The 17,368-nt window shown below is 61.8% G+C and carries 14 protein-coding genes; 7 read left to right on the forward strand and 7 right to left on the reverse strand.

Annotation, left to right across the window (positions count from 1 at the left end; translation table 11 throughout):
- Window positions 1–148: 148 nt before the first annotated feature.
- The 4 genes from AB4O16_RS27835 (at window position 149) to AB4O16_RS27850 (ending at window position 4,724) form a co-directional block, all read left to right on the forward strand.
- Complete coding sequence (locus AB4O16_RS27835; protein ID WP_460156366.1) at window positions 149–1,351, forward strand: NAD(P)/FAD-dependent oxidoreductase; 1,203 nt, start codon at window positions 149–151, stop codon at window positions 1,349–1,351.
- A gap of 136 nt (window positions 1,352–1,487) precedes the next feature.
- Window positions 1,488–2,777, forward strand: a complete 1,290-nt coding sequence (locus AB4O16_RS27840; RefSeq protein WP_460156367.1) for an NAD(P)/FAD-dependent oxidoreductase — start codon at window positions 1,488–1,490, stop codon at window positions 2,775–2,777.
- A 25-nt stretch (window positions 2,778–2,802) separates the two neighbouring features.
- The gene (locus AB4O16_RS27845) at window positions 2,803–3,357 is read left to right on the forward strand and encodes a helix-turn-helix domain-containing protein (RefSeq protein WP_160387215.1); all 555 of its coding nucleotides are present in this window, start codon (window positions 2,803–2,805) and stop codon (window positions 3,355–3,357) included.
- 20 nt (window positions 3,358–3,377) lie between these two features.
- Complete coding sequence (locus tag AB4O16_RS27850) at window positions 3,378–4,724, forward strand: glutamine synthetase family protein (protein ID WP_460156368.1); 1,347 nt, start codon at window positions 3,378–3,380, stop codon at window positions 4,722–4,724.
- 287 nt (window positions 4,725–5,011) lie between these two features.
- Here the strand turns inward: AB4O16_RS27850 and AB4O16_RS27855 are convergent, their stop codons facing one another.
- The 4 genes from AB4O16_RS27855 to AB4O16_RS27870 form a co-directional block, all read right to left on the reverse strand.
- Complete coding sequence (locus tag AB4O16_RS27855; RefSeq protein WP_460156369.1) at window positions 5,012–6,370, reverse strand: purine-cytosine permease family protein; 1,359 nt, start codon at window positions 6,368–6,370, stop codon at window positions 5,012–5,014.
- Window positions 6,371–6,375: 5 nt separating this feature from the next.
- Complete coding sequence (locus tag AB4O16_RS27860) at window positions 6,376–7,053, reverse strand: cysteine hydrolase family protein (protein ID WP_460156370.1); 678 nt, start codon at window positions 7,051–7,053, stop codon at window positions 6,376–6,378.
- Window positions 7,054–7,457: 404 nt separating this feature from the next.
- On the reverse strand, window positions 7,458–8,501 hold the full coding sequence (locus AB4O16_RS27865) for an LLM class flavin-dependent oxidoreductase (protein ID WP_460156371.1): 1,044 nt from the start codon (window positions 8,499–8,501) through the stop codon (window positions 7,458–7,460).
- 99 nt (window positions 8,502–8,600) lie between these two features.
- On the reverse strand, window positions 8,601–9,086 hold the full coding sequence (locus AB4O16_RS27870) for a flavin reductase family protein (protein WP_460156372.1): 486 nt from the start codon (window positions 9,084–9,086) through the stop codon (window positions 8,601–8,603).
- 324 nt (window positions 9,087–9,410) lie between these two features.
- On the opposite strand from AB4O16_RS27870, the gene AB4O16_RS27875 reads away from it, so the two are divergent.
- Window positions 9,411–10,817 carry a purine-cytosine permease family protein gene (locus AB4O16_RS27875; protein ID WP_160387960.1) on the forward strand — a complete coding sequence of 469 codons (1,407 nt, stop codon included), beginning with the start codon at window positions 9,411–9,413 and terminating at the stop codon, window positions 10,815–10,817.
- A gap of 146 nt (window positions 10,818–10,963) precedes the next feature.
- Here AB4O16_RS27875 and AB4O16_RS27880 read toward each other — a convergent pair whose 3' ends face one another.
- Window positions 10,964–11,584 (reverse strand): glutathione S-transferase family protein, encoded by a 621-nt coding sequence (locus tag AB4O16_RS27880; RefSeq protein WP_460156373.1) that lies wholly within the window; start codon window positions 11,582–11,584, stop codon window positions 10,964–10,966.
- A 348-nt stretch (window positions 11,585–11,932) separates the two neighbouring features.
- On the opposite strand from AB4O16_RS27880, the gene AB4O16_RS27885 reads away from it, so the two are divergent.
- On the forward strand, window positions 11,933–13,258 hold the full coding sequence (locus tag AB4O16_RS27885; RefSeq protein ID WP_160387962.1) for an OprD family porin: 1,326 nt from the start codon (window positions 11,933–11,935) through the stop codon (window positions 13,256–13,258).
- Window positions 13,259–13,556: 298 nt separating this feature from the next.
- Here the strand turns inward: AB4O16_RS27885 and AB4O16_RS27890 are convergent, their stop codons facing one another.
- The gene (locus AB4O16_RS27890; protein ID WP_460156374.1) at window positions 13,557–15,122 is read right to left on the reverse strand and encodes a hypothetical protein; all 1,566 of its coding nucleotides are present in this window, start codon (window positions 15,120–15,122) and stop codon (window positions 13,557–13,559) included.
- Between the two features lie 215 nt (window positions 15,123–15,337).
- Here AB4O16_RS27890 and AB4O16_RS27895 point away from each other — a divergent pair, with 215 nt between their 5' ends.
- Window positions 15,338–16,429: a polyamine ABC transporter substrate-binding protein gene (locus tag AB4O16_RS27895; protein WP_460156375.1), complete on the forward strand. Its 1,092-nt coding sequence runs from the start codon at window positions 15,338–15,340 to the stop codon at window positions 16,427–16,429.
- Between the two features lie 113 nt (window positions 16,430–16,542).
- Here AB4O16_RS27895 and AB4O16_RS27900 read toward each other — a convergent pair whose 3' ends face one another.
- Complete coding sequence (locus AB4O16_RS27900) at window positions 16,543–17,331, reverse strand: AraC family transcriptional regulator (protein ID WP_160387965.1); 789 nt, start codon at window positions 17,329–17,331, stop codon at window positions 16,543–16,545.
- Between the last annotated feature and the right edge of the window lie 37 nt (window positions 17,332–17,368).

Below are 17,368 nucleotides of genomic sequence, written 5' to 3' on the forward strand. Positions count from 1 at the left end.
CAAAAAAACCTGTTGCAGGATTTAACTCGGATCAATAAAGTCGTAGTTGTTCGAGCGGTACAGGTCGACGGTTTTCGAAAGGCACCGACCCCATGCCCGCTCCCGATGAGCGTGGCTCACAACACTTGTTTATCCCCTGGAGTTAAAAATGAAACAGCACATTCTGGTGATCGGCGCAGGTTTCGGTGGCATGTGGACCGCCTTGAGTGCCACGCGCCTGTTCGACATTCACGCTCACAACGACGTGGAAGTGACCGTGCTGGCGCCTCAGGCCGAGCTGCGTGTGCGTCCGCGCTTCTACGAACCGAACGCCCATCAACTGGCCGCGCCGATTGGCGAGCTGTTCGATGCTGTGGGGGTCAAGTTCATCAAGGGCGCGGCGCAGACCATCGACGTCGAGCACAAGCAGGTCGGCTACGTCGATGCCGTCGGTGCTCGACAAGTCTGCAGCTACGACAAACTCGTTCTGGCCACCGGCAGCCGCCTGGCGTCGCCGAACACCCCGGGCGTGGCCGAACATGCGTTCGACGTCGATCAGATCGAACAGGCCGTGCGCCTGGAAAACCACCTCAAGGCGCTGGCCAGCCAGCCCGATAGCGTGGCGTGCAACACCGTGGTGGTGGCCGGTGGCGGTTTCACCGGGATCGAAACGGCGACTGAAATGCCCACCCGCCTGCGGGCCATCCTCGGCGACCGTGCCGACATCAAGGTGATCATCGTTGACCGTGGCGATAAAGTGGGCGGCTCGATGGGTGAAGAAATTGCCCGGTCGATCGCCGAAGCCAGCGTGGCTACCGGGGTGAAATGGCACTTGAAAGCTTCGGTCGTGTCGGTCGATGCCGACGGCGTGACCCTGTCGGACGGTACCCGTATCGATGCCAAAACCGTGGTCTGGACCACCGGCGTTCGCGCCAGCTCCCTGACCGAGCAGATTCCCGCCGAGCGCGATCACCTGGGCCGCCTGCATGTCGACGCCCACCTGAAAGTGCTGGGCCAGGACGACATCTTTGCCACCGGCGACGTGGCTTGTGCGGCCAGTGACGAGATCGGCAACTTCGCCTTGATGACCTGCCAGCACGCCATTGTCCTGGGGCGCCACGCCGGCAATAACGTGGCGGCGCAGATCCTCGGCGTCGACCCGACGCCGTACAGCCAGCCGAAATACGTCACCTGCCTGGACCTGGGCGCCTGGGGCGCGGTGTACACCGAGGGCTGGGATCGCCAGGTCAAGCTGGTCAAGGAGGAGGCCAAGGCATTGAAGACCCAGATCAACACCCAGTGGATCTACCCGCCGGCGGCTGACCGCAACGCCGCCTGGGCTGCAGCTGATCCGTTGATTCCGATTGCCTGATACCTTCGCTGACGCGTCCGAATAAACATCCCGCCCAAGTCCTCTTGGGCGGGATTTTTTTGCGTGGCATTTGCCTGTGTGAAATTTACCGTGTATTTTTTCATGAAATTAAAAATATAAAATTTCACGAGGCCGTATGTTTCAGCAATCCACGCAACATGTCGCCAGTTACTACGCCCATTCCTGCGCCGATCGCCTGGTCCCTCGAGCCGCTCTGGAAGGTGAACAAGACACCGAAGTGCTGATCATCGGGGCCGGTTTCAGTGGATTGCACACGGCCTTGCGCCTGGCGCTGGCCGGCAAGCGCGTGACCCTGCTCGAAGCCAGCCGGGTGGCCTGGGCTGCGTCCGGGCGTAATGGCGGGCAGGCGATTCTCGGTTGGTCGTGCGACATGCCACCGTTGGAAGCGGCGCTGGGTTACGAGCGGGCGCGGCGATTGTGGGACGGCATGCGTTGGGCCGCGCGTGAGCTGCGTGACTTGCCCGGCCGCCACGAGTTCGATTGCGACTACCGCGCCGGCCATCTGTGGACCTCGGTGATGCCGCGTCGGATAGGCCTGCTGACCGAGTGGCAACACGAGGCCAGCCACAAGTGGGGCCACGACAAACTGCAATTCATCGAGCGCAGCGATTTGCCCCAGTGGGTGGCCAGCGAGCGTTATCAGGCCGGGCTGTTCGATCCCGAGGGCGGGCATCTGAACCCGTTGAAACTGGCCCTTGGCCTGGCGGATGCGATTGAGCGGGCCGGTGGCCGCATCCACGAGCAAAGCAAGGCGCTGAGCTATGGCGAGGAGGGCGAAGGTTTTGTGGTGACGACCGAGCGCGGTCGTATTCGCGCGGATGTATTGGTGCTGGCGTGCAACGCCTACCTCGATCGGCTCGACCCGCAACTGGCCAGCTGTGTATTGCCGGTCGGGACCTATCAGGTCGCGACCGCGCCGCTGACGAAGGAGCAAGCCACGGCGCTGTTGCCGAGCAACGTGTGCGTGACCGACAACCAGTTCGTGCTCGATTATTTCCGCCGCACCCCGGATAACCGCCTGCTGTTCGGCGGCGGTTGCACTTACCTGGGCGGGATGCCCAAGGACATCGCCGCCGCGACCCGGCCGTTCCTGGAGCGCGTTTTCCCGCAACTCACCGGTGTCGAGCTGGAGTTTGCCTGGGGCGGGCACATCGACCTGACCCTCAAGCGCACGCCGGACATCGGCCGCCGGGGTGATCTGTACTGGATGCAGGGCTATTCCGGGCATGGCGTGCTGCCGACGCTGGCCGCGGCGCGGGCGGTGTCCGATGCGGTACTCGGTCAGCCCGACGAGTTGTCCCTGTACCAGGGCCTGGACAACGGCAGTTTTCCAGGCGGCAAATACCTCGCCGCGCCGCTGGAAGCCATCGGCAAGGCCTGGTATCGGCTGCGCGACAGTATTTGAAGCGACACTTTCTGGAAGCCTCTCGATGGACATGCAAGAAGAAATCTCGGCGCTGGCGATCCTGATCCAGGACCTGCGCAAGCACAAGAAGTACACCCTCAAGGAACTGGCGGACAAAATCGGTCGCTCGGTCGGCTTTCTGTCCCAGGTCGAGCGCGGTCTGTCGCGCCCGACGGTGGCGGATTTGACCGCCATCAGCGAAACCCTGGGGGTGCCGACCACCTATTTCTACAGCCTGCCCAAACCCATGGCATTGCCCTGGGTCACCCGCCCGGACGAGCGCCGCACGCTGTACTACGCCGACGGCATCACCGACATCCTCGTCTCGCCAAAGATGCGCGCCTCGTTTTCGATGCTCGAAAGCCAGCTGGAGCCCGGTGCCAGCAGCGGTGACCGGCACATGAAGGACAGCTCGGAGCAGGGCGGTTACGTCCTCGAAGGCGAGCTGACCCTGTGGCTCGACGACAACGAACCGGTGACCCTGCATCCCGGCGACAGCTTTCAACTGGCCAGCCATGCGCACTGCCGCTACGGCAACCTGTCCGACCAACTGACCCGCGTGCTTTGGGTTTACACCTGATAACAACAAGGAACAAAACGATGGATGCTGTGTGCTCTGAACTGCTGGCCGAGGTTCGCAACTTCCGCCACTGCAACCCCGAAGTGCGATACGTCGACCTGATCTCCCTGGACATTCCGGGGCATTTCTACGGCAAGCGCTACCCGATCGAGATGCTCGAAAAAGTCGCGGCCGGCAGTGCCCTGAAGTTGCCGCAGAACTGCGTGCTGCTCGGCACCCAGGGCGGGCTGTTCAAGATTGGAGATTATTGCTTCAACGATGGTGACCCGGACGCACCGCGTCGCCTGGTGCCCGGCACGCTGAAACGGGTGAACTGGGAAAAGCAGCCATTGGGCCAGATGCTGATTACCTCGGACGGCACACAAAAGCCGATCGAATTCGAACCCCGCGAAGTGCTGGCGCAGGTGCTGGAGCGGCTCAAGCGCAAGGGCATTCATCCGGTGGTGGCGTTCGAGCTGGAGTTCTACCTGTTCGACAGCCGCCTGAAGGACGGCTTGCCGCAATTTCCCCGTGACGAGCTGAGCGGCGATGCCGATGATCAGCCGAACATGCACATCGAGCGCTTGTCGCGATTCGCCCCGGTGCTCGATGAAATGGTCGAGACCGCGCGTGAGCAAGGCGTCGATGCCACGGTGATCACCGCCGAACTCGGCCCGGGCCAGTTCGAAATCAACTTCGGCCATTGCGATGACGGCCTGCGCGCCGCCGACTGGGCCGCCCTGTTCTGCCGCAGCACCCGGGGTGTGGCGCTCAAGCACAACTACCGCGCCAGCTTCATGGCCAAACCCTACTTGCAGCATCCGGGCAGCGGCATGCACGTGCACGTCAGCCTGTATGACCAGTCCGGCAACAACCTGCTGGCGGCGAACGGTCAGCGGGCGCTGCGCCATGCCGTGGCCGGTTGCCTGGAGGTGTTGCCGCACTGCATGCCGATTTTTGCCCCGAACCACAATGCCATGCGCCGCTTGAGCGCCACGGTGAACGTCGCGTCTCGCGCCAGTTGGGGTTTCGAGGATCGCGATGCGTGCTTGCGGATTCCGGAGTCGGACGTCAAGAACCTGCGCATCGAACACCGCCTGGCGGGCGCCGATGCCAACCCGTACCTGGCGTTGGCGGCGATCCTGGTGGGATTGGAGCAAGGCCTGGAAGGCGAGCGCGAGCCGATCGCCCCGCTCAACGAAGACCGCAGCAGTGGCATCGATTTTCCGTTGGAAATGCTTGAAGCCGTGAAGTCCATGCAAAGTCATGCAGCGTTGCGCGAAGGCTTGGGGGCGGAGTTCGTGGACGTCTACTGCGAAAACAAGCGTCAGGATCACCTGGCATTTCTGCATGACATCAGCGCGCGGGAGTATCGCTGGTTCCTGTAGTCGCCCTTAGAAAATATGTGGATATATAAGGGGTTAGAGCGTTTAGTAACTGGATAGTGAATAAAAATATCTTGTTACAGCCGGAAATATTCCGTAATATCCGCGCCGCGTTCACCACCACGGTTTATGCATTTTTAAATCCCAGGCGTCCATCAGCTGCCTGGGATTTTTTTGCCTGGAATTCCGTAGGAGCCGGCTTGCTGGCGAACCGGGTTGTGTGGTGTGTCAGGCAAGCCGCCATCGCTGGCAAGTCGGATCGCCGCACCGCAGCTCCTACAGGGGGGGCGTTACGCGGACTCTGCCACCGGCGCCCGCTTGCCGAGCTTCATCAGCCAGTAGTAGCTCAGCGCAGGCACCAGCAACCCGACCACCCACGCCAGGTCCACCCCGTCCAGCGCCGTGGCCACCGGGCCGACGTACAGCGTGGTGTTCATGAACGGAATTTCCAGGGCGATCGCGAGCACGAAACTGCCGCAGGCGATCCAGTTGATGCGCCCGTAGACGCCGTTCAGGTCGAAGATGTCGTCAATCCGGTATTGGCCTTTGCGCAGGCAGTAGTAGTCCACCAGGTTGATCGCCGTCCACGGGATCAGGAAATAGCTCATGAAGAAGATGAAGTTCAGGAAGAAGTTGATGAAGTCGTCCTGACTGATGGTGCACAGGGCCGTGGCCACCAGGCTGATCAGCAGCATGAACACACCGCGTACCCGCGGGGTCACCTTGAGTCGGGCGAAAGGCTCGATCACGGTGATGGTCGACATGAACGCGCCGTACAGGTTGAACACGTTGATCGACACCTGGCCGTAGACGATGAAGGCGAACAGCAGCACCGCGCCAGTGCCGAACAGACCGGCGAGATGCCCGCCGACGTTGCTGGAAAAGTCGCCGATGCCGACGCTCAGGATCGCCCCGAGAATCATCATCCACGCACCGCCGCTGACCGTGCCGGCGTAGCTGTACCAGAACACCTGCGCAGTCGGCGTGTTGCTCGGCAGGTAGCGCGAGTAGTCGGCGACGTAAGGCGCGTAGGACAGTTGCCAGGTCACGGCGATGCTCACCGCCACCAGGAACTTCGACAGCGAGAAGCCGGTGGGCAGCCATTGTTCGGCCGGGATCGGCAACTGCAAGGCGAGCGCCGTGGCCGCGACGAACACCACCAGCGACAGGATCGACAGCAGCTTCTGCAAGCGGTGAATCAAGCGATAGCCATAGAGTGCGACGACAAAGCACAACGCGCCGATCAGGTAGATATTGCCGGACATCGGCAACGGGCTGACCGATTCCAGTGCCTGGGCCGCAAGCAAGGTGTTGCTGACGAAGAAACCCAGGTAGATCAGCATCACGAACAGCAGCGGCAACACCGCCCCCAGCACGCCGAATTGCGCGCGGCTCTGGATCATTTGCGGAATGCCCAGCTTCGGTCCCTGGGCCGAGTGGGAGGCCATGAAAATCGCCCCCAGCAACGAGCCGATGATGATCGCCAGCGCACTCCAGAACAGGTTGAGCCCCATCACCACCGGCAACACGCCGGAGGCGATGGTGGTGATGTTCATGTTGGCGCCGAACCAGATATAGAACAGCGAACCCGGCTTGCCGTGGCGTTCGGTCTCGGGGATGAAATCGATGCTTCTTTTTTCGACTTGCATGGCGATCACTCCTGAGTCCGGACGAGACGGGATTGCAGACGGGCGATGGTGCTTTGCAGCTCGTGGGGCTGGTGGGCAAACAGGTCCGGATGCTCGGGGATCAGGCTGACGTACTCGAGTTGTTGCAGGGCGCGCAGGCACTGTTCACTTGTGAGTATTTCCAGCGCGTAGACCCAGTTGGCCATGATCAGCAGGGCCGAGTAATGCCCGGCCTCGGTGGTCGTGGTGCAGGCATCGCTGACCAGGCGCACGCGATAACCGAGGGCGAAGGCGTCGAACACGCTGGTCATCACGCAGACGTCGGTGAGCACGCCGCAGACGATCAGCGTGTCGACCTCCAGGGCCTTGAGGCGGGCATCGAGGTCGGTGCGGTGAAAGGCACTGTAGCGGCCCTTGTCGATGATCAGTTCACCGGGCTGCGGCGCCAGCGATTCGATGATTTCCACTTGGCGGGTGCCGGCGCGGTAACTGCCGGGGCCACCGTCGGCGGCCAGCGGTTCACCCTGGGGCAGGTCACTGCCGTCGGCCTGATTGATGTGGCGGGTATAGATGACAGGCATCCGCTGGCTGCGTGAGGTATCGAGCAGGGCGGCGGTATTGGCGACGACGGTGTCGAGGTTGTCGAGGACAAAACCGTCCTCCTGCTGCATGTCGATGATCAACAGCGCGTTGTTATTGTTCATTGGGCAAACCTGATCAAGGCGAAACACGATGCACCGTACGCGCCAGGCCATGGCGAGACGCGGAGTGCGTGATTGGCTGTTCGGGTGGGCTCAGTGAACTATTTGCCAGAAGCCGTTCTGCTTGGCCGCAACGCTGGCGCGCAGGCGCTTGAAATGCAGGTGTGAAGCGCTCCATTCACCGCGCAGGTAAGCCCGCGCGGCACCGCAGGGAAGGGTGAGTGATGGGAGACGACCAGTCATCATTGGAATCGACCCTTGTGGGAACGCCTGCTCCCACAGAACAAATGACACCTGTAGGAGCGAGCTTGCTCGCGAAAAACTTCGGGGCAACGCAGTCATTCAGATGGCGCGCGTTATCGTTGGCGTCCATCGCGAGCGAGCTCGCTCCTACAGGGGACAAATGTCTACCGGAACGCTGGCACCACGTGCTTGATGAACAGCTCCAGGGATTTTTTCTTTTCCGCGTGGGGCAGGCTGTTATCGCACCAGAAGCTGAATTCGTCGACCCCCAGTTCCTGGTAGTACCTGATGCGCGGAATGATTTCTTCCGGGGTGCCGATCATGGCGGTCCGGTGCAGGCTTTCCAGCTCGAACTCGGGGCGGCCGGCGAATTTCTCTTCCGGGCTTGGCGCGAGGAAGCCGTTGACCGGGGTGGTCTTGTTGCCGAACCAGGCATCGAAGGTGCGGTAGAACTTCGAGATCGCCTTGGCCCCGACTTCCCAGCCCTGCGGATCGTCGGCGGTGTGCACGTGGGTGTGACGCAGCACCATCAGTTGCGGGCGCGGCACGCCAGGGTTGTTGTCCAGGGCGGCCTGGAACTTGTTCTTCAGGTCGAGGACCTCTTCGTCGCCTTTCATCAGCGGCGTGACCATCACGTTGCAGCCGTTGGCCACGGCGAAGTTGTGCGAGTCCGGGTCGCGGGCGGCGATCCACATCGGCGGGTTCGGTTTCTGGATCGGCTTGGGCACGCTGGTGGACGTCGGGAATTTCCAGATGTCGCCGTCATGGGCGTAGTCGCCGTTCCACAAGGCGCGCACCACCGGGACCATTTCCCGCAGCGCCTGGCCGCCGGAGGAGGCCGGCATGCCGCCGGCCATGCGGTCGAATTCGACCTGGTAGGCACCACGGGCCAATCCGACTTCCATGCGCCCGTTGCTGATCACGTCGAGCAACGCGCATTCACCGGCCACCCGCAGCGGATGCCAGAACGGCGCGATGATGGTGCCGGCGCCCAAGTGAATGGTGGTGGTCTTGCCCGCCAGGTAAGCCAGCAGCGGCATCGGGCTTGGCGAGATGGTGTATTCCATGGCGTGGTGTTCGCCGATCCAAACGGTGCTGAAACCACCGGCTTCGGCCATCAGGGTCAGTTCGGTCAGGTCTTCGAACAACTGACGGTGGCTGACGCTTTCGTCCCAACGTTCCATGTGTACGAACAGGGAAAACTTCATGACGCTTACCTCGGAACTATTGTTATTGGCCCGTCGGCGCAGGGCATTGATGATTGTTGGTATACCATAATACCGAATGATCGCAACTACAATGGCAAATCAGGCTGGAACGGGCAGGGCACCCATCTTGCCGTGGCAATACACCAGTGGCCCGCTGCTCTGGTGGGGCACGATCAGGTTTTTCACCGCGCCGACCATGATGGCGTGGTCGCCGCCTTCATATTCGCGCCACAGTTCACATTCGATGACCGCCGTGGCGTTGGCCAGAATCGGGTTGCCCAACTCGCTGAGCGTCCACTCGATCCCTTGCGCCTTGTCCTTGCCTTTGCGTGCGAAGGCATAGGCTTCGTTTTGCTGGCCGCCGGACAGCACGTGGATGGCAAAACGCTTGTTCTTGATCAACACCGGGTAGGAGTCGGAGCTGTAGTTGGGGCAGAACAGCACCAGGGCCGGGTCCATCGACAGCGAGCTGAAGGCGCTGGCGGTCAGGCCGACGATTTGCCCGTCGTCATCGAGGGTCGTGATCACGGTCACTCCGGACGGGAACGAGCCCATGACTTGTTTGTAGATGGCGGCATCGATCATTGGACGGTCCTCGGGTGGTGTGACGCGGTTCTTATGTGGTTGTAGGTCTGATGGTATACCGTAATACATCTATTGCAAGGTCTTTTTAGGTGAACCGATAAACGTCGTGTTTTCGTCGGAAGGTCAATGTTTACGGGGCTTTAAGCTAGCCAGCGCTGGCGGGATCCGGGCAGGATAGCGGCTCAGATGCTTGTTCAAAGACCGGATCAGTCTTGTTTAAAGTTTGGAATACCATAATATGGTCGGCATCTGAGGGGCGACCAAAGAGTCCCCCCGGTTTGGCTTCATACAAAGATAAGAACAGACAAACTCGAGTTCATGCACATGTCCCAGATGTCCCGGCAAGATCCGTTGATCGAGAATCACACGGTCGACTACGTTCCACTCGCAGAGCGCCACGGGAAGGCCCGCGATCTATTCACCCTGTGGTTCAGCACCAACATCGCGCCACTGCCCATCGTCACCGGCGCAATGGTGGTCCAGGTGTTCCACCTGAATCTGTTCTGGGGCCTGCTGGCGATTGCGCTCGGGCACATGGTCGGTGGGGTGGTGATTGCCCTCGCGTCGGCCCAGGGGCCGTGCATGGGCATTCCGCAGATGGTGCAGAGCCGTGGCCAGTTCGGCCGCTACGGCGCGCTGCTGATCGTGTTCTTCGCCGCGTTGATCTACATCGGCTTCTTCATTTCCAACATCGTGCTGGCCGGCAAATCGATTGTCGGCATTGTGCCGTCGGTGCCGGTACCGGCCAGCATTCTGATCGGTGCCCTCAGCGCCACCGCCATCGGGGTGATCGGCTACCGCTTCATTCATACTCTCAACCGCATTGGCACCTGGGTGATGGGCAGTGCCTTGCTCGCGGGTTTCCTCTATATCTTTGCCCATGACCTGCCGGCGGACTTTTTCACCCGCGGCGGTTTCAACCTGTCGGGCTGGCTGGCCACGGTCTCGCTGGGCATCATCTGGCAGATCAGCTTCTCGCCGTATGTGTCGGACTACTCGCGCTACCTGCCGGCGGATATTGGGATCGCCAAGCCATTCTGGGCCACGTATCTGGGGGCAACCCTGGGCACCATCCTCTCGTTCACCTTCGGCGCCGTAGCAGTACTGGCGACCCCGGAAGGCACCGAGGCGATGGCGGCGGTCAAGCAGTCCACCGGGTGGCTGGGGCCGATCCTGATGGTGCTGTTCCTGCTCAACATCATCAGCCACAACGCCTTGAATCTGTATGGCGCGGTGCTGTCGATCATCACCTCGATCCAGACTTTCGCCAGCCAGTGGACGCCGAGCATCAAGGTGCGTGTGCTGTTGTCGAGCATCGTGCTGGCGGGTTGCTGCGTGGTGGCGTTGGGCGCTTCGGCGAATTTCATTTCGCAGTTCATCGGCCTGATCCTCGCGCTGTTGCTGGTGTTGGTGCCGTGGGCCTCGATCAACCTGATCGACTTCTACCTGATCAAGCGTCGTCGCTACGACATCGCTTCGATCTTCCGCGCTGACGGCGGCATCTACGGGCGCTTCAACCTGCACGCGATCATTGCCTACTTCATCGGCATCATCATGCAGCTGCCGTTCGCCAACACGTCGCTGTACGTCGGGCCGTACGCCAATCTGGTAGACGGCGCGGACCTGTCGTGGCTGGTCGGGCTGGTGGTGACATGCCCGCTGTATTACTGCCTCGCTACGCGCAGCCAGGCGCAGCAAAGCCATGGGGTGAAGTTCGGCTACACCGATTGATCTCGGTAGGAGCGAGCCTGCTCCGGGCGGCGTTCCGACGATGGTCGTTAACGATAACGCGTGTAAGCAGGATAAACGCGGCGCACTTGAATCCATCGCCGGCAAGCCGGCTCCTACAGGATTTGCGTGTGGCCCGGGGTTGCCGTTCAGGCATCCTTGAACACATTCAGGCCGCGCTGCACCGCCGGCCTGGCTTCGACGCTGTCGAACCAGCGCGAGAGCTGGGGAAGCAGCCTCCATTCCAGCCGGTCACGGAACGCCCCGGCGATGGTGAACGCGGAGATGTCGGCCATGGTGAACTGCGCCCCGGCCATGAATTCGCCCGTCAAAAAACTTTCCGCATAGGTCAGTTGCTCGATCACCCGCAGATCGATGGTCGCCGCCGCCTTGTCCTGCCCCGCCTTGTGCAGAAAAAAGGCGGCATGGCTGGGTGCGATGACGTCGGTCACGAAAAAGAAATAGCGATCAATCACCCGGGTGCGCTCAGGTCCGGGTTGCGCCGGTGCCAGCCTTCCGGGTGCCATGGAGTCGGCGTACTGGATGATCGCGTTGGACTGGTTGATGACCAGGCTCGGCGTGGTCCCGTGATCGACCAGGGTCGGGACTTTCCCGGCCGGGTTTAATGCCAGGTAGGCCGGCCCGCGATGCTCCTGTGCATACAGGTCGAGCCTGCGTGCTGTGTAGGCGATGCCGGATTCTTCCAGGGCGATCGCGGCCCGCAGGCTGTTGCCGGTATTGGCGCCGAACAGCTCTATCCGATCGTTCATGGCTATTGCTCCTTGAGGGACTCACGGGCAGCCAGGCAACACTGCCGATGAAGTCAGTATGGTGAAAATCCGCCGCACCGATATGCAAAAACAGTGATCGTGCATACCCCTGCGCGACAAGGCGTATCCCTCCACGAAAACTACTTTCACTGCATTTGATAATAGCCGTGCGAAATGTTTTAAGAGTTTCACGAACCAGTCAGTAAACCCTCACCACGAACGACTCCCATCACTCATCGGGCGCGCCTGTTGTCGCCCTCGTGGTGAGCGCGGTTGCGTGGGCGGTAATCGGGCCCTGTCTGGCGGTGAAACCTTCAAATAACGATAAGAAACACCCAGGAGCACCCTATGTTCAAACGCGCCATTCCCACCGCCGTCCTGCTGGCAACCAGTTCGGTGTGCGCACAGGCAGCCGATTCCGCAGCCCATGGTTTTCTCGAGGACAGCAAGGCCAGCCTCTCCATGCGCACCCTGTACTTCAACAGCGACAATCGCGATGGCGCAGCCGATCCTTCGAAAACCGAAGAATCGGCCCAGGGGTTCGTCTTGCGCTATGAGTCGGGGTTTACCCAGGGCACGCTGGGTTTCGGGCTCGATGCCCAGGCATTGCTCGGCATCACCCTGGACAGCGGAGCGGGGCGCCACGTCGGCAGCGGCATGATTCCGTCCGACGGCGACGGCGCGGCCGACGCCTGGAGCAGCTTCGGCCCCACGGCGAAGATGCGCCTGGGCCGGACCGAGTTTCGCTACGGCACCTTGCTGCCCAAGTTGCCGATCCTGCTGGCGAACGATGCCCGTGTATTGCCGCAATCGTTTACCGGGGCGCAGGTCACTTCCAACGACATCGATGGCCTGACGTTGACCAGCGGTGTGCTCGAGCACGCGGTCGGGCGCGCCTCGACCGACCGCACGGGCCTGTCGGTCGCCGGCAGCACGCAAGACAGCAACAAGTTCTACTACGCCGGCGCCGACTACAGCCTCACGAAGAATCTGAGAACCCAGTATTACTTCGCGCAGCTGGAGGATTTCTACAACCAGAACTTTCTCGGCCTGACGCACACGCTGCCCATCGACAGCGCCAGCTCGCTGACCACCGACCTGCGCTACTTCCGCACCACCTCGAGTGGCGCCAACAACTCGGCTTCAGGTCGTGCGCAAGGTTATCGGGTGTCGGGTTACACCGACGACAACGACGGTGAAATCGACAACAGCACCTGGGTTGCGATGGTCACCTACACCCATGGCGGGCACGCGGTGTCGGTGGGGCATCAGCAGGTGGGCGATGGCAGCAACTTTGTCCAGCCCAACCAGGGCAGCCTGGTGGACAAGGGGGCGGGCGGCGGCAGTGTCTACCTGCCCACCGACAAGATGATCCAGAACTTTGCCCGCGCCGGAGAACAGACGAACTTCGGGCAATACACCTATGACTTTGCCCCCATGGGCGTGCCGGGCCTGAAAGCCACGATCGCGTATCTGAAGGGCACCGACATCAAGGCGCAGAACGCCAGCGACCAGTCCGAGTGGGAGCGCGACATGACGCTGGATTACGTATTGCAATCGGGGACGTTCAAGGGGGTGGGGTTCTCCTTGCGCAATGCCACGTCCAACACCGATGCGGGCCGCAATGTGGATCAGACCCGGTTCATCATCAACTACACCTTGTCGCTCTTGTAAAAACGCCACAACCCCCTGTGGGAGCGGGCCTGCCCGCAATGGCTGAGTGTCAGGCGACATCGATGTTGAATGTACCGGCCTCATCGCGGGCAAGCCCGCTCCCACAATGATTTGGGTGGTTCGCAGGTTTTGCGTACAGCCGCTGGACCTGTGGGAGCGAGCTTGCTCGCGAAGGCGGCGTGTCAGGCGACATCGATGTCGAATGTGCCGGCCTCTTCGCGAGCAGGCTCGCTCCCACAATGATTTGTGGGTGGTTCGCTGATTTTGCGTACAGCCGCTCCCACAGAAAAACCATTTCTCAGGGTTGGTCGCCGCTTGCACTCACGCCCTTGTCCCACAGCGCAACCAACCCGCCAAACGTCCCGACATAGGCCGTGCCATCCGGTGCCAGGGTGATCGGCGACCAGTTGTTGTCGAATGCCTGGCCGACGCCGGTCAATGCCTTGAACCGGGTCTGGCCGCTGGCGAAATCCAGCGCCATCAGGTACCAGGCGTTCTCGCCACCGGCCTGCGGTTCGAAGGTGTAGAAGTACAGCAGGCCGTTGCCCACCGAGAGTTTCGGCACCACCGAAGGCGAGCGTTCCCTGGATTGCCACACCTGGTCGCAGCCCGATTCATCGGCGCGGATATCGATGCGGCTGATGCCGCCGTGCACCGCCTGCCAGTCCTTCTGTGCGAAGGCGCTGGTGTAGCCGGCGTTGTTCTCGAGGATGATCGAGCGCCCCCAGCCGATGGCCGAGTTGTCGGTGGCCGAGGCGTTGTTGTCGAACACCGGCAGTTTGCAGATCAGGCGATTGCCGGCGTAGTCCTGCTCGCGACGGTAGACCAGCAGGTTGATGCGTCCGTCGCTGTTGTCGGTGATGGTGACGTAGCGTTCGCCGAGCAGGGTCGGGGTGGTGCCGCTGCCCTGATTGATCGCACCGACCTTGCGCCCGGTGCCCCGGTCGTACGCTTCGCGCCAGCCTTGCACGGGCTTGCCGTCGGCAGCGGCGGCGAAGCGGTACATGGCGTGATCGGACACCAGGTAGACGCCATCGGCCGCTACCGACATGCCGTTCTGGATTTCTTCGTTGGCCAGTTGAATGCCCAGCGCCTTGCCGGTGTCCGGGTTCAGGGTGCCGATGCGGCCGCGTCGGGTGATCCACCAGATCAGGCCCTGGTGGTCGGACATGACCCCGGTGACGGGATCGCACTCACCCTTGGGAAACCAGGCAGTCGGGCGCACGCAATCGTGCGGGACCTTGTCGCTCAGGTCCCAGTCGTCGACCTTTTCGAACGACCACGCACCGGCAGCGTCCTGACGATGCACCACGCGCTGGATGTGCTGCTCGGCGTCGGCGATGACCACGCGATTCTGTTCGTCGACATAGAAATAGGCGCCGGAGGTGTCCGCCATGATCTTGTCCGGGTCCAGGGTAATCAACGCGTGGAAGGTCGACGGGCGCGGCGGCAGCGGGTAGCGGGCCAGCAGCTTGAGGGTGCGCGGTTCCAGCAGTTGCAGCTCGAACTGCATCAGGTTGGCGCACAGCACCACCAGGCGACCCTGCTGATCGAAGGTGTGAATCGGGCACATGCCGCCGGGTTTGCGGCTGCCGTCGCGGCTGCTCGTTTGCATGTCCCGACCCAGCGGACCAGGGCCCGGGTGCGTGTCGGAACTGTAGCCGTCGGAATGCATGTAGCTGCTGCCGTTGCTGGCCATGAAGGGGTTGGCGGGCACGGCGCCGCTCAACGGTTGCGCCACGGCGCTAGCGCCGATCAGGGGCGCGGCAGTGCCGGTGCTGGCCAGCGGTTGCGGGTCATAGGGTTCGGAACAGGCACTGAGCAGGCCGAGCAGGGGCAGGGCAAGCAGAAGTGGAGCACGCATCGAAGCCTCGCAATCTTGTTATTGGTGTGAAGCGCAATAAGCAGCAAACGGGCTGCGCAGGCATCGGCAGTTTGGACTAACCGTCGAATCATTGCCGATCAAAGCGGACAGTTATATTGGCCGTTTCAATCCCCTTTTGGCCTGCCTCACGCTGTGAACCGGCCACGCCGTCAGCAAGAATCAGAGCACTCACGGCACACTTGGGGAAATGATCCATGCACACGATCAAACTGGGCGTCACCGCCTGCGGGCTGTCGCTGCTGGCCAGCGCGGTGCACGCCGAACAGCAGGAATTGCGGGTGTACAACTGGGCGGACTACATCCTGCCGTCCGTCCCCAAGGATTTTGCCGGGGACACCGGGATCAAGGTGACCTGGGACACCTTCGACACCAATGAGTCCCTGGAAGCCAAGCTGCTCACCGGCAACTCGGGCTACGACCTGGTGGTGCCCTCGAACCAGTTCATCGAAACCCAGATCAAGGCGGGGGTGTTCCAGAAACTCGACAAGTCCAAGTTGCCGAACTGGTCGCACCAGGATCCGGCCTTGCTCAAGCTGCTGGACAAGAACGACCCGGGCAACCAGTACGGCGTGCCCTACATGTACGGCACCGTGCTGATCGGCTTCAACCCGGCCAAGGTCAAGGCGGCGCTGGGCGAGAATGCGCCAGTGGACAGCTGGGACCTGGTGTTCAAGCCCGAGAACATGGAGAAGCTCAAGGCCTGTGGCGTGGCCATGCTCGACTCACCGTCGGAGATCCTGCCGCTGGCCCTGCATTACCTGGGGCTCGACCCGAACAGCCAGAACCCCGATGACTACGAAAAAGCCAAGGCGCTGATGCTCAAGGTTCGTCCTTACGTCACCTACTTCAACTCCGCCAAGTACATGACCGACATCGCCAACGGCGATATCTGCGTGGCCATCGGTTACTCCGGCAGCTTCTATCAATTCGGCAATCGCGCCAAAGAGGCGGGCAACGGCGTGGTCGTCGACTGGCGCCTGCCGAAAGAAGGCGCGCCGATCTGGTTCGACACCTTCGCCATCCCGAAAAGCGCGAAGAACGTCACCGAGGCCCACGAATTCCTAAACAACCTGCTGGACCCGAAAGTCATCGCGCCGATCAGCGACTTCCTTGGCTATCCGAATGCCAACAAGGACTCGCTGACGCTGATCAACAAGGACATCACCGGCAACCCGAACCTGACCCCGACCAGCGAAGCGCTGGCGACGCTGTATGTGGTGCAGCCATTGCCGCAAAAGCTCGAGCGGGTGCGCACGCGGGTGTGGACCAGCATCAAGTCCCTGTAGGAGCGAGCTTGCTCGCGATGGACTCAAGAGCGCCGCGTTTAGCCAGTAAATACGCGTTATCGTTAACGACCATCGCGAGCAAGCTCGCTCCTACAGGGTATCCTGTGTCGAAATTAGCGGAAAAACTCCCCCGGCGTTTCGCCGAACTGCTGGCGGAAGGCGGCGATAAACGCCGACGTCGAGTCATAACCACAGGCCAACGCAACGTCGGTCACGCGCTCGCCCTGTTCCAGTGGCGTCAGGGCGCCGAGCAGGCGCAAACGCTGGCGCCAGGCGCGAAACGTCAGGCCGGTGTCGCGCAGGAACAGGCGACTGAGGGTTTTCTCGGTCACGCCGAATTGGTCGCTCCAGTGGCTGAGGGTGGTCTGTTGCTCCGGGTGCGACTCCAGGCTTTGCGCGATCTGCCGCAACCGGCTGTCCTGGGGCAGGGGCAGCATCAAATCAATCTGCGGCGCCTCGGCCAACTGGTCCAGAATCACCTGGGCCAACCGACCGTGCGGCCCGTCCTGATCGTATTCCACCGGAACCTGGCTGAAGGCGCGGATCAACTCGCGCAGCAAATCACTGACCCCCAACACATGGCAGCCCGGCGGCGCCCAGGTCGAGACGCTGCAATCGATGTACAGGCTGCGCATCTCCGTGCGCGGCGAACTGAACACCCGGTGCGGCATGCCCGCCGGAATCCACACCGCACGCTCAGGCGGGGCGACGAAACGCCCGACGCCGGTCTGGATTTCGAGCACGCCCTGGATCGCATAGGAAAGCTGCACCCACGGGTGGCTGTGGCGCCGGGTCAGGGCGCGATTGGGCAGCGATTCGGTACGGCCGTAGAGCGGTCGCGGCAGGCTGGACAGCCCGGGAATACTGCGTCGAACACTCTTGTCATGTCCTTTTGGCGGCATCTGCTGGCTCTTCGGCGTTAGTCGGTAATTTCCAGTC

The organism is Pseudomonas sp. S2_H10, assembly GCF_054668285.1.